Here is a 12,874-nt window from a genome sequence, read left to right as displayed (position 1 = left end):
CCGGCGCCCCGCCGGCCGGAGCCGTGCCCACCGCTGCCCCGTCGGCGTCCGCGGATCCCGCCTCCGTCTCCGCTCCGTCCGCGTCCGCCTCGGCGGCCGCGGGCGCCAACTGACCGGAACGCACTCACACTCATGGCTACTACGACGCCCTCGCGCGGCCGCAGGCGCGCCCCGTCCCGGATGACACGGGCCGCGGGCAAGGCCGCGGCGCTGCAGAAACCGCGTGTCATCCTCGCCCTGCTGCTCCTTCTCGCACTCACCAGCGTGATGCTGCTCCACGGCTATCTGCGCGCCGAGGTCGGCGGCGACGAGCGCGTACGCAGCAACGCCAGTTCGAGCAAGGTCCCCGACAAGGTCCTCGACGGCGGGCCGATCCTCTCCTTCCGGGGCGGAGAGGCCCAGAGCCAGTCCGTCCCCGAGAAGACCATCGCGCTGACCTTCGACGACGGTCCCAACCCCACCTGGACTCCGCAGATCCTGAAGATCCTGGAGGCGAACGACGTCCCGGGCACGTTCTTCGTGGTCGGGTCGATGGTGTCGCGCTATCCGAGCATCGTGAAGGACCTGGTGAACCAGGGCAACGAGATCGGCATCCACACCTTCACGCACGTCGACCTCTCGTACCAGAGCGACGACCGGATCGCCCGAGAGACGGACCAGACGCAGCTCGCGCTCGCGGGCGCCGCGGGCATCACGACCACGCTGTTCCGTGCCCCGTACTCCTCAGAGGCGGACGCCATCGACAACTACAGCTGGCCCGTCTACAAGAAGCTCGGCGAGGAGGGCTACACCGGCGTCTTCGTCGACACCGACAGCGACGACTGGAAGCGCCCGGGCGTCTCGAACATCATCAAGTGGGCCACGCCGTCGAAGAACAAGGGCGCCTCGGTCCTCTTCCACGACGCGGGCGGCGAGCGTTCGCAGACGGTCGAGGCGCTCGGGACGTACATCAAGAAGATGAAGGCGAAGGGCTACACCTTCACCACCATCAGCGGCGCGATCCGGCAGGGGAACGGCCAGGACGCCCAGAGCGGCCAGAACGCCCAGGACGGACAGAGCGGTCAGCAGCCCGGCACCGAGCAGGGCGAGCAGAGTGAGCAGGCGGGCGGTCAGGCCCCCAGCGCCCAACAGGGCCAACAGCCGGGACAGAACGGTCAGTTGGGGCAGTCGGGTGAAGCCGGGGGAGTCAACAGCCTCCAGGCCGCCCACCGCACCGCCACCGGCACCACCCTCTACGAAGGCAAGGCCCTCGTCGCGGCCGTCACCGTCGCCGAGTGGACCGTACCGGGGCTCGCGACCGGGCTCGCCGTCGTCGGCGTCGCCGTCATGGGCCGCTTCGGGATGATGCTGATCCTCGCCCGCAGGCACTACCGGCAGCGCAACAAACGCCGGTTCAGCTGGGGGCCGACCGTCACACAGCCCGTCAGCGTGATCGTGCCCGCGTACAACGAGAAGGAGTGCATCGCCAACACCCTGGAGTCGCTGGCGAAGAGCACCCATCCGATCGAGATCATCGTGGTGGACGACGGCTCGACGGACGACACGTCCCAGATCGCGCGCGATGCGGCACGGTCCTTCGGCATGACGAACGTGCGGGTCATCCGCCAGGAGAACGCGGGCAAGCCGGCCGCCCTCAACAACGGTGTCCGCAGCGCCAGTTACGACATCGTCGTGATGATGGACGGCGACACCGTCTTCGAGCCGGACGCCGTGCACCAGCTCGTCCAGCCCTTCGCGGACCCTGAGGTCGGCGCGGTCGCGGGCAACGCCAAGGTCGGCAACCGCAACACGGTCATCGGCGCCTGGCAGCACATCGAGTACGTGATGGGCTTCAACCTCGACCGCCGCATGTACGACCTGCTGCGCTGCATGCCCACCATCCCGGGCGCGATCGGTGCGTTCCGCCGGGACGCCGTCCTGGAGGTCGGCGGCATGAGCGAGGACACGCTCGCCGAGGACACCGACATCACCATCGCGATGCACCGCGGGGGCTGGCGGGTCGTCTACCAGGAGCACGCCAGGGCCTGGACGGAGGCGCCCGCCTCGCTCAAGCAGCTCTGGTCACAGCGCTACCGCTGGTCGTACGGCACGATGCAGGCGCTCTGGAAGCACCGCAAGTCCCTTACGGACAAGGGTCCTTCGGGCCGCTTCGGCCGGGTCGGCATGCCGCTGGTGGTGATCTTCCAGATCGTCACGCCGGTCTTCGCCCCGCTGATCGACGTGTTCACCGCCTACTCGATGATCTTCATCGACTTCCAGGCGGCCCTGCTGGCCTGGCTCGCGGTGCTCGGCATCCAACTCGTCTGCGCGGCCTACGCGTTCCGGCTGGACCGGGAGAAGTACCGCTACCTGCTGATGATGCCGCTGCAGCAGCTCGCGTACCGGCAGATGATGTACCTCGTCCTCATCCACTCCTGCATCACCGCCCTCACCGGCGGCCGCCTGCGCTGGCAGAAGCTGAAGCGCACGGGCGAGGTCGGCACGCCGGCGGGGGTCAGCTGATGAGCTGGGGGACGGATCAGCCGGGCCACCCGCAGGAGCAACCAGAGGGCTACGGCTACGGCCATGGCTACGGGTCCGGCCAGCAGCAACAGCCGTACGGGCAGCCGCAGTACGGTGGCCGGCCGTACCCCCAGCAGTACGCCGGCCACGACCAGCAGGGGTACGCGCCGGAGTACGCCCAGGGGTACGCCCCGGCGGACTACACGGCGTACCCCGTGCCGGAGCAGGTGTCGGGCGACACGGCACAGCTGCCGACGGTGGAACCGCCGGTGCCGGAAGGGGAGTTCGCGGTCGCCAGCGAGGCCGAGGCCGGGCTCCATGAACGCGAGTCGGGGGCCGAACCGGCCCCGGACGCGCCGCCGAATCCCGCAGGCCGCGACCGCTACTTCGACACCCTGCGCGCGGTCGCCCTGGTCCGCGTCGTCACGTACCACACCTTCGGCTGGGCCTGGGCGGGCATGGTCTTCCCCTCCATGGGGATCATGTTCGCGCTGGCCGGCACGCTGATGGCGAAGTCGCTGGAGCGGACCGCGCTCAAGGTGATCAGGAGCCGGATCCGCCGGCTCCTGCCGCCGTTCTGGTTCTGGGGTTTCTTCGTCGTGGTCGCGATGCTGATCCACGACTGGATGCCCGGCTGGCAGATCGTCTACTGGATCGTGCCGCTCGGCGACCCGCCCGGCAACGCGTGGGGCCAGCAGGCCTGGGAGATTCTCTGGTACCTGCGGACGTACCTGTGGTTCGTGCTGCTGTCGCCCCTGCTGCTGAGGGTGTTCCGGCCGGCCCCGGTCGCGGTGCTCGTCCTCTCCCTCGCCCCGATCCTGGTCGTCCACTTCCTGTGGGAGCCGCCGGACAACCGCTTCGGCAGCGCCCTCACCGACCTGGCCACCTTCCTCTTCTGCTGGATCCTCGGCTTCGCGCACCGCGACGGCGTCCTGCAGCGGCTGAAGCCGTTCGCCGTCGTCGTCCTCTCGCTCGCAGCGATCGGCTACGCCGGCTGGTACGCCTTCACGCACCAGGCCGAGACGGGCTCGTACGACCTCGACGACATCCCGCTCGCGCAGGCCTTCTGGTCGGCGGGGTTCGTGACGCTCCTGATGTACGCGAAGGCGCACTTCCGGATCGACTTCGCCGGGCTGGCCCGCTTCAAGCGCCTCGACCGGATCGTGACGATCTTCAACGCCCGTGCCGTGACCCTCTACCTCTGGCACCAGATCGCACTGATCCTGGCCGTCCCGCTGATCGACCAGTTCTGGAACGTGCCGGCCTTCGAGACGTATCTGCCGCTGGAGAGCCAGTGGTTCATGTTCGGGATCAGCTGGATCCTCATCGCCGTGTTCATCCTGCTCTGCGGGTGGGTGGAGGACGTGGCGGCGAAGAAGAAGCCGAGGCTCCTGCCCTGAGGACCTTCCTCACGGGTCTCAGGGCGGGATTCGGACCGGCGTACGGGCCGGGTGCTGGAGAGTCACCCGGTCCGTACTGCCACAATGGGGGTGTGACCCGCGCATCCCTGAACAAGCAGCCGCACGAAGTCGCCTCGATGTTCGACGACGTGGCGGAACGCTACGACCTGACGAACGACGTGCTGTCGCTCGGGCAGGACCGGGTGTGGCGCAAGGAGGTCGCGAAGGCGGTCGACGCGCGGCCCGCGCAGAAGATCCTGGACCTCGCGGCGGGCACGGCCACCTCCTCGCTGCCCTTCGCGCGCACGGGTGCGTACGTCGTCCCCTGCGACTTCTCCCTCGGGATGCTCAGGGTCGGCAAGAAGAACCACCCCTGGCTGCCGCTCACCGCGGGCGACGCCACGAAGCTGCCGTTCAAGGACGACACCTTCGACGCGGTGACGATCTCCTTCGGCCTGCGGAACGTGCAGTCCACCAGCATGGACACCGCGCTGCGCGAGCTGTACCGGGTGACCAAGCCCGGCGGACGCGTCGTCATCTGCGAGTTCTCGCACCCGACCTGGGCGCCGTTCCGCACGGTCTACACCGAGTACCTGATGCGCGCCCTCCCGCCGGTGGCCCGCGCGGTCTCCTCCAACCCCGACGCGTACGTCTACCTCGCCGAGTCCATCCGCGACTGGCCCAACCAGCCGGCCCTCGCGGAACGCCTCACCAAGGCAGGTTGGTCGAGGGTCGCCTGGCGCAACCTGACGGGCGGGGTAGTGGCCCTGCACAGGGGTTACAAGCAGACCCCGTAAGCCGCTTCTTCCAGGGGCACGGGGAGCTTTCAGGGGCGCGGGGAACTGCGCGACCAGCCACAGACGGCCCGCAGCGTGCCCACAACCTGAAGTCCCCCACCCGCCCGCGGAGCCGAACCGCTACCGCAGCACGGGAAACGGATCCCCCGGCTCATCAAGCTCCCGATACAACCCCCCGGCCGGCGGCCCGCCCCGCCGAGGCTCCCGCACACCCGCCCCGCCCCCACCCTCACCCTCGCCGAAGTCGAACCACACAGTGACGACCGCACCCCGAGCCACCTCGGACCCCGGCAACGGATACTGGCGTACGACGTAGTCGACGACGGTCAGATGGAAGTCGGGCCGGTCGGGCGCGGCGAGCAGCACCCCACGCGCCTCGGCCGTCTCGCGCGCGTCCACGGCCATCAGACCGACGAGTCGCGGTACGCGCACTTCGGGTGTCTTGGGTGTTATGCGCACAGACGTCACCCCCAGCGGTACCGGCAGGGTAAGCCCTGCCGAGCCGTGCCGGAAGGTGTCGGAAAGCCCGGCCGAACGCTCCCTGCAGCCCCCGAAAACCGGACGAGAACCGGACGAGAACCGGACGGGAACCAGGCGGGAGCCCGGCCGGAAACCGTCAGAGAGCCAGCCGGTAGCAGTGCCCCAGCTGGTCCGACGTCTCCGTCGTGAACGTCTCGGCGAGTTCCATGCCGAGACGTCTGGTCACCGCGATCGAGCGCTGGTTGCGGGAGTTCACCATGGCCACCACGCTGGGCACGCCCGTCGCGCGCACCCGTTCCAGTGTGATCCGCGCGGCCGTGGTGACGTACCCCTTGCCCCAGTGCCTGCGCCCGAGCCGCCAGCCGATCTCGATCTCGCCCTTCGGCCCCCACTCGCGCGGCCACGGCTGGGCGCCGGTGAAGCCGATGACCTCGCCCTCCTCGTCGAGCATGGTCCAGAAGCAGAAGCCGTACTCCGCGTCGTGCCGGCGTTGCCTGGCGGTCAGTTCCTCGTAGAAGGACAGCTCGGCCGGCTTTCCGCCGTGGAACTCCATCACGTCCGGGTCGTCGAAGACCCGGTGCCAGGCGAACGCGTCCTCGTCGGTCGGGACGCGCAGGTGTACCACGGGGAGAGCTCGGTTCACGGGGCAGCCCTTCAGCCAGGTGATCAGTACCGCTGCATAGACTGCCCATGTCCCGTGCCCCTCAGCACGCGGATTTCGAGACTTCGCACTTCGAGACCTAGCGCCTTCGAGACTTGGGGAGAACCCGTCGTGACCGAGTCCCAGCCCCTCTCCGAACACACCGCCGATGTGATCGTCGTCGGGGCCGGGCCAGCCGGTTCCACCACCGCCTACTACCTGGCCAAGGCCGGACTGGACGTCCTGCTCCTCGAAAAGACCGCGTTCCCGCGGGAGAAGGTGTGCGGTGACGGGCTGACACCGCGCGCCACCAAACAGCTCGTCTCCATGGGCATCGACATCTCGGAGGAGGCGGGCTGGCTCCGGAACAAGGGGCTCCGCATCATCGGCGGCGGCGTCCGCCTCCAGCTGGACTGGCCGGATCTCGCCGCCTACCCCGACTACGGACTCGTACGGAAGCGGGACGACTTCGACGAGCAGCTGGCCCGGCAGGCGCAGAAGGCGGGCGCGCGGCTGCACGAGCGCTGCAACGTCGGCGCCCCGATCATCGACGACCGTACGGGCCGGATCACCGGTGTGCACGCGAAGCTCGGCGACGCCGACTCCAAGGAGAAGCGCGAGGTCACCTTCCACGCGCCCCTCGTGGTCGCCGCCGACGGCAACTCGACCCGGCTGTCGCTGGCGATGGGCCTGCACCGCCGCGAGGACCGTCCGATGGGCGTCGCGGTCCGTACGTACTTCACGTCCCCGCGCCACGACGACGACTACCTGGAGTCGTGGCTGGAACTGTGGGACCGCCGCGGCCCGGGCGAGGACCGGCTGCTGCCCGGCTACGGCTGGATCTTCGGCATGGGCGACGGTACGTCGAACGTCGGCCTGGGCGTCCTCAACACCACGTCCTCCTTCAAGGAGCTGGACTGGCGCGAGGTCCTGAAGGCCTGGTGCGCCTCGATGCCCGAGGACTGGGGCTACACCCCGGAGAACATGACGATCCCGATCCGGGGCGCCGCTCTCCCGATGGCCTTCAACCGCCAGCCCCACTACACGAAGGGCCTGTTGCTCGTCGGCGACGCGGGCGGCATGGTGAACCCCTTCAACGGCGAGGGCATCGCGTACGCCATGGAGTCCGGCCAGATCGCCGCCGACGTCATCGTCCAGGCGCACGCCCGCGCGACCCCCGCCCAGCGCGAACTCGCCCTCCAGCGCTACCCGAAGGTCCTCAAGGACACCTACGGCGGCTACTACACGCTGGGCCGCGCCTTCGTGAAGCTCATCGGCAACCCGAAGGTCATGAAGATCGCCACGCAGCGGGGTCTCACGCACCCCATTCTGATGAAGTTCACGCTGAAGATGCTGGCCAACCTGACCGACCCGACGGGCGGCGACGCGATGGACCGCATCATCAACGGCCTCTCCAAGGTGGCCCCGAGGGCCTAGCTGTATCGACCCGCACGGACACCGGCCCGGCCTGCCGAACCCGCCCGAACCGGGACGAGGCACGCCGGCCGGTGAGGCGTGGCTACTGACGTGGCTACCGCTGGGGCCGCTGAGGCACGGCTGAGGGCCGCTCCCCGTGTTGGGGGAGCGGCCCTTCAATGTGCGTGGCCGGGGCCCGGAGAAGCCCGGTCAGGGGCCGGGAAGGCGTGACCGAGGTCAGAGGACGCGTACCGCGCCGCTCGCCGGGTAGCCCGACAGCTCCTGGATGACGACACCCTTCGAGGGGTTCGCGGCGTCCAGGTACTGACCGCCACCGATGTAGACACCGGTGTGATACGCCGAGCCGGCGGCGCCCCAGTACAGGATGTCGCCGACCTGGATGTTGGACAGTGAGACCGGGGTGCCGGCCACGGACTGGTCCTGGGAGACGCGCGGCAGGTCCACGCCGACCTGCTTGAACGCGGCCTGCACCAGGCTGGAGCAGTCCCACGCGTCCGGGCCGCTGGCGCCCAGGACGTAGGCGTCGCCGAGCTGCGCCTTGAGGAAGTTGACGACCGTGCCGACGCTGCCGCTCGCGGGGGCGGGGACGTCACTGTCGGCCGACGTCGACGTGAGCGTGGTCCGCTCGGAGGACCGGGTGGCGCGCTCGGCGGCGGCCTTGCGGGCGTCCTCGGCCTTCTGCTTGGCCTCCGCCTTCTTCTTGGCGTCGGCGAGGTCCGCCTTGGCCTGCTTGGCGGCCTTGGCGGCGGCAGCGTCGCGCTCGGCGCGCAGCTGGTAGTCGGCCGCGGCCTGCTGGGTGACCTCTGCGGACTCGGCGACCTGGGCGGTCATTTCGGCCGTGAGGGTGGGCAGCTCGATGGTCTGGGTCACCGGCTCGGCAGCGTTCGCCGATCCGGCCGCACCGGCCACTGCCAGGGTGCTGAGGACGCCACCGGCAACTCCGGCGCGCATCGCGAGCGCCGAGCTGCTGCGAGGCCGGGGTTTCCGGTGGCTGCGTATGTGAGCGGTGTGGGACATAGGGACAACCGGTATCAGGGGCTCCTCCATACCTTCAAGAAACGTGTGGTGCGCCACAATTGTTCAATGGGCCCTCCGAACCCCGGGCGTGGCGTTCCTTATTGACGCCGTAACGGGCATTGCGGACACTGCCTGCGAAGCCTGTGATCACGGTCTTTCCGTGTTACGTCCGAATTGCCCGCGACCTACCACTCGTTGGAGCGGTTGGCCAAGCCCGGTTGTTTCCCGGCCGTTACCAATGTGACGCAGGTCACGGAACGGCTGCCTCTGCGGCGGTGTCGCGCGCGTGAGGCGGGGGAGCCGTGAAGGTCGGGCCGACGGACGCGTTCCGCTCGTGAACGGATGCACACGCCCGGGTCGTCCACACCGGGCACTCCAACTCCCCCCGAAGTGTGAACGAGTTCCTCTATCAAGCACCGAAGTCCAACACCAATTTGCCTTGGATCTCGCCGCCTTGATAGTGCGCCGAGGCCTGGACCAGCGATGACGGGCGAAAATGTCACTTCTGGTGATCACTCGGACGCTTCTCGTACGAGGATCGGCACTCATCCGACTTCATGATCCTTCGCCGGGTGGTGGAGATCACAAAGACGTTGTCGCACCCCGTGTCGCAGATCACAGACCCGCAGGCATAAGATGCGGGGCAGTTGGGCTTGTGACCTGCTTCACATGTACGCGATCTTCGTGGAGCCGCACGGAGCTCGTGGGCCTCATGAGGTTCATGGGGTATGCGGGGCAGGGAGCGACGCCTGATGCAACCGCCAGCAGTCAATGCCGACTGAGAGGAGCGAGGAGCGGTGAACGCGTATGCGCCCATCCTCGTACTGGGAGCCCTCGGAGCAGGCTTTGCGATCTTCTCCGTGGTCATGGCCACGCTTATCGGTCCAAAGCGATACAACCGGGCCAAGCTCGAAGCCTACGAGTGCGGTATCGAGCCGACCCCCACGCCGGCCGGCGGCGGGCGGTTCCCCATCAAGTACTACCTGACGGCGATGCTCTTCATCATTTTCGATATCGAGATCGTCTTCCTCTATCCCTGGGCCGTCACGTTCGACGCACTCGGGGTTTTCGGGCTCGTGGAGATGTTGCTCTTCGTGCTCACCGTCTTCGTCGCGTACGCGTACGTGTGGCGGCGAGGCGGCCTGGAATGGGACTGAAACCCGCATGGGACTGAACCCCGCAAGGGACTGAGCCCCGTATAGGGGACAGAGGAGCCACTGAGCATGGGACTCGAAGAAAAGCTGCCGAGCGGCTTCCTGCTGACCACCGTCGAGCAGGCCGCGGGATGGGTGCGCAAGTCGTCCGTCTTTCCCGCCACCTTCGGCCTCGCCTGCTGCGCCATCGAGATGATGACGACGGGCGCGGGCCGCTACGACCTGGCGCGCTTCGGTATGGAGGTCTTCCGCGGCTCGCCGCGCCAGGCCGACCTGATGATCGTCGCCGGACGCGTCAGCCAGAAGATGGCGCCGGTCCTGAGGCAGGTCTACGACCAGATGCCGAACCCCAAGTGGGTGATCTCCATGGGGGTTTGCGCCTCGTCGGGCGGCATGTTCAACAACTACGCGATCGTGCAGGGCGTCGACCACATCGTCCCTGTCGACATCTATCTGCCCGGCTGTCCGCCACGGCCCGAGATGCTGATGGACGCGATTCTCAAGCTCCACCAGAAGATCCAGTCCTCGAAGCTCGGCGTGAACGCCGAGGAGGCGGCCCGCGAGGCGGAGGAAGCGGCGCTCAAGGCGCTCCCCACCATCGAGATGAAGGGCCTGCTGCGGTGAGCGACGCGAACGGCAACGGGGTGAACCCCGAGAAGGACCTCGGCGCCTCCAACCTCCCGGGCCAGCGAGGCGACGGCGGCGAGGAGATCCGCGTCCAGCGCGGCATGTTCGGCGCCAACAACGGCGGGGACACCTCCGGCTACGGCGGCCTGGTCCGCTCGATCCGGCTGCCGGGACCGGCCACCCGCCCGTACGGCGGCTGGTTCGACGAGGTCGCCGACGAGCTCGAAGGTGCCCTGGAGGAACAGGGTCTCGTCCCCGAGAACGCGATCGAGAAGACGATCGTCGACCGCGACGAGATGACCTTCCACATCGACCGCGAGCACCTGCTCCAGGTCGCCCAGACCCTGCGCGACGACCCGGCCCTGCGCTTCGAGCTCTGCACCGGAGTGAGCGGAGTCCACTACCCGCAGGACAAGGGCCGCGAGCTGCACGCCGTCTACCACCTGCGCTCGATCACCCACAACCGGCTGATCCGCCTGGAGGTCAGCGCCCCGGACAGCGAGCCGCGCATCCCGTCCCTGGTCACGGTCTATCCGACGAACGACTGGCACGAGCGCGAGACGTACGACTTCTTCGGCATCGTCTTCGAGGGCCACCCGGCACTCACACGGATCATGATGCCGGACGACTGGCAGGGCTTTCCGCAGCGCAAGGACTATCCCCTCGGCGGTATCCCCGTCGAGTACAAGGGCGCCCAGATCCCGGCTCCGGACCAGCGGAGGTCGTACTCATGAGCGCCCGCCCGTCGCCCGACCACCGCCCCTCAACGACTCCCTCCGGGAGGCTCCAATGACTTCCGCATCTGCCGCTTCGGCGCGCGAGACCACCGAGGGCACCGTTTACACGGTCACCGGCGGCGACTGGGACGAGGTCGTCCAGACCGCGGCCAAGGCCGACGACGAGCGCATCGTCGTCAACATGGGCCCCCAGCACCCGTCCACGCACGGCGTGCTCCGGCTCATCCTGGAGATCGACGGCGAGACGGTCACCGAGGCCCGCTGCGGCATCGGCTATCTGCACACCGGCATCGAGAAGAACCTCGAGTTCCGTACGTGGACACAGGGCACGACCTTCGTGACGCGCATGGACTACCTGACATCGTTCTTCAACGAGACCGCGTACTGCCTGGCCGTCGAGAAGCTCCTCGGCATCGAGGACCAGATCCCGGACCGCGCCACGATCATCCGGGTGCTCCTGATGGAGCTGAACCGGCTCTCCTCGCACCTGGTGTGCATCGCCACCGGCGGCATGGAGCTCGGCGCCACCACGATCATGATCTACGGCTTCCGTGACCGTGAGCTCATCCTCGACATCTACGAGCTGATCACCGGTCTGCGCATGAACCACGCGTACATCCGGCCCGGCGGCCTCGCCCAGGACCTGCCCCCGGGTGCGGTGGACCAGATCCGCGAGTTCGTGAAGAAGATGCAGAAGAACCTTCCCGAGTACGACAAGCTCGCCACCGGGAACCCCATCTTCAAGGCCCGTATGCAGGGCATCGGCCATCTCGACCTGGCCGGCTGCATGGCTCTCGGCGCCACGGGCCCGATCCTCCGCTCGGCCGGCCTGCCGCACGACCTGCGCAAGGCGCAGCCGTACTGCGGCTACGAGACGTACGACTTCGACGTGCCGACCACCGACACGTGCGACGCGTACGGGCGCTTCCTGATCCGTCTCGAGGAGATGCGTCAGTCGCTGCGGATCGTCGAGCAGTGCCTGGACCGGCTGCAGCCCGGCCCGGTCATGGTCACCGACAAGAAGATCGCCTGGCCCGCCCAGCTCGCGCTCGGCCCCGACGGACTCGGCAACTCGCTCGACCACATCAAGAAGATCATGGGCACCTCCATGGAGGCCCTGATCCACCACTTCAAGCTGGTGACCGAGGGGTTCCGCGTGCCGCCGGGACAGGCGTACGCGGCCGTCGAGTCGCCCAAGGGCGAACTCGGGGTGCACGCCGTGTCCGACGGAGGCACCCGCCCCTACCGGGTCCACTACCGGGACCCGTCCTTCACCAATCTGCAGGCCATGGCGGCGATGTGCGAGGGCGGCCAGATCGCCGACGTCATCGTCGCCGTCGCGTCCATCGACCCCGTGATGGGAGGCGTCGACCGGTGACCACGACCCCCGAGGGCGTCAGCCTGGGCATGCCCCAACTGCCCGCGCCCGACTACCCGGACGACGTTCGAGCCAGGCTGGAGGCGGACGCGCGCGAGATCATCGCCCGCTACCCGGACTCCCGGTCCGCCCTCCTGCCGTTGCTGCATCTCGTGCAGTCGGAGGAGGGCCATGTCACGCGCACCGGGCAGCGGTTCTGCGCGGAGATGCTGGACCTGACCACGGCCGAGGTCACCGCGGTCGCGACCTTCTACTCGATGTACCGGCGCAAGCCGAGCGGTGACTACCAGGTGGGCGTCTGCACCAACACCCTGTGCGCGGTCATGGGCGGCGACGCGATCTTCGAGTCCCTCCAGGACCACCTCGGTGTCGGCAACGGCGAGACCACCGACGACGGCTTGGTCACCCTGGAGCACATCGAGTGCAACGCGGCCTGCGACTTCGCGCCGGTCGTGATGGTCAACTGGGAGTTCTTCGACAACCAGACCGTGGCGAGCGCGAAGCGCCTCGTCGACGACCTGCGCGCGGGAACACAGGTCGAGCCGACGCGCGGTGCCCCCTTGTGCACGTTCAAGGACACGGCCCGCATCCTGGCGGGCTTCCCCGACGAGCGCGAGGGCGCGGTCGAGGCGAGCGGCGGCGCGGGCCCCGCCTCGCTGATCGGCCTCCGGCTGGCCAAGGGGGAGACGGGCCCCGCGCGCGTGG

General features: G+C 68.5%; 12 protein-coding genes. 9 read left to right on the top strand and 3 right to left on the bottom strand.

All coding sequences use genetic code 11. The features are described 5' to 3' along the window. Nucleotides 1-132: 132 nt before the first annotated feature. The 3 genes from O3Q52_RS36095 (at nucleotide 133) to O3Q52_RS36085 (ending at nucleotide 4,699) form a co-directional block, all read left to right on the top strand. Nucleotides 133-2,502 (top strand): bifunctional polysaccharide deacetylase/glycosyltransferase family 2 protein, encoded by a 2,370-nt coding sequence (locus O3Q52_RS36095; protein WP_269652836.1) that lies wholly within the window; start codon nucleotides 133-135, stop codon nucleotides 2,500-2,502. Further along, a complete protein-coding gene (locus O3Q52_RS36090) occupies nucleotides 2,502-3,902 on the top strand; it encodes an acyltransferase (RefSeq protein WP_269652835.1) in 1,401 nt (466 codons plus the stop codon). The genes O3Q52_RS36095 and O3Q52_RS36090 overlap by 1 nt, the downstream gene beginning before the upstream one ends. Before the next feature lie 92 nt (nucleotides 3,903-3,994). Next, the gene (locus tag O3Q52_RS36085; RefSeq protein WP_269652834.1) at nucleotides 3,995-4,699 is read left to right on the top strand and encodes a demethylmenaquinone methyltransferase; all 705 of its coding nucleotides are present in this window, start codon (nucleotides 3,995-3,997) and stop codon (nucleotides 4,697-4,699) included. A gap of 120 nt (nucleotides 4,700-4,819) precedes the next feature. Here O3Q52_RS36085 and O3Q52_RS36080 read toward each other — a convergent pair whose 3' ends face one another. Next, the gene (locus O3Q52_RS36080) at nucleotides 4,820-5,158 is read right to left on the bottom strand and encodes a PASTA domain-containing protein (RefSeq protein ID WP_269652833.1); all 339 of its coding nucleotides are present in this window, start codon (nucleotides 5,156-5,158) and stop codon (nucleotides 4,820-4,822) included. A gap of 157 nt (nucleotides 5,159-5,315) precedes the next feature. Further along, on the bottom strand, nucleotides 5,316-5,822 hold the full coding sequence (locus tag O3Q52_RS36075) for a GNAT family N-acetyltransferase (RefSeq protein WP_269652832.1): 507 nt from the start codon (nucleotides 5,820-5,822) through the stop codon (nucleotides 5,316-5,318). Nucleotides 5,823-5,951: 129 nt separating this feature from the next. Between O3Q52_RS36075 and O3Q52_RS36070 the strand changes: the two genes are divergently transcribed. Continuing rightward, nucleotides 5,952-7,256: a geranylgeranyl reductase family protein gene (locus O3Q52_RS36070; protein ID WP_269652831.1), complete on the top strand. Its 1,305-nt coding sequence runs from the start codon at nucleotides 5,952-5,954 to the stop codon at nucleotides 7,254-7,256. Nucleotides 7,257-7,472: 216 nt separating this feature from the next. On the opposite strand, the gene O3Q52_RS36065 is transcribed toward O3Q52_RS36070, so the two are convergent. Continuing rightward, nucleotides 7,473-8,303, bottom strand: a complete 831-nt coding sequence (locus O3Q52_RS36065; RefSeq protein ID WP_269652830.1) for a C40 family peptidase — start codon at nucleotides 8,301-8,303, stop codon at nucleotides 7,473-7,475. 767 nt (nucleotides 8,304-9,070) lie between these two features. On the opposite strand from O3Q52_RS36065, the gene O3Q52_RS36060 reads away from it, so the two are divergent. The 5 genes from O3Q52_RS36060 to nuoE all read left to right on the top strand — a co-directional run. Next, the gene (locus tag O3Q52_RS36060) at nucleotides 9,071-9,430 is read left to right on the top strand and encodes an NADH-quinone oxidoreductase subunit A (protein ID WP_033319564.1); all 360 of its coding nucleotides are present in this window, start codon (nucleotides 9,071-9,073) and stop codon (nucleotides 9,428-9,430) included. Nucleotides 9,431-9,496: 66 nt separating this feature from the next. Continuing rightward, complete coding sequence (locus O3Q52_RS36055; protein WP_018528252.1) at nucleotides 9,497-10,051, top strand: NADH-quinone oxidoreductase subunit B family protein; 555 nt, start codon at nucleotides 9,497-9,499, stop codon at nucleotides 10,049-10,051. Further along, nucleotides 10,048-10,788, top strand: a complete 741-nt coding sequence (locus O3Q52_RS36050; RefSeq protein ID WP_269652829.1) for an NADH-quinone oxidoreductase subunit C — start codon at nucleotides 10,048-10,050, stop codon at nucleotides 10,786-10,788. Before O3Q52_RS36055 ends, O3Q52_RS36050 begins: the two co-directional genes overlap by 4 nt. A 55-nt stretch (nucleotides 10,789-10,843) precedes the next feature. Continuing rightward, nucleotides 10,844-12,169 carry an NADH-quinone oxidoreductase subunit D gene (locus O3Q52_RS36045; protein WP_269652828.1) on the top strand — a complete coding sequence of 442 codons (1,326 nt, stop codon included), beginning with the start codon at nucleotides 10,844-10,846 and terminating at the stop codon, nucleotides 12,167-12,169. Continuing rightward, nucleotides 12,166-12,874 (top strand): NADH-quinone oxidoreductase subunit NuoE (nuoE, locus tag O3Q52_RS36040; RefSeq protein ID WP_269652827.1); only part of this gene is annotated, 709 nt, incomplete at its 3' end. The genes O3Q52_RS36045 and nuoE, both read left to right, overlap by 4 nt.

Origin of the sequence: Streptomyces sp. ActVer (assembly GCF_027270795.1) — a bacterium.
Classification (GTDB): Bacteria; Actinomycetota; Actinomycetes; order Streptomycetales; family Streptomycetaceae; genus Streptomyces; species Streptomyces umbrinus_A.
Note: the sequence above shows the minus strand (reverse complement) of the source record. Positions and strands in the feature narration are given on the sequence as shown.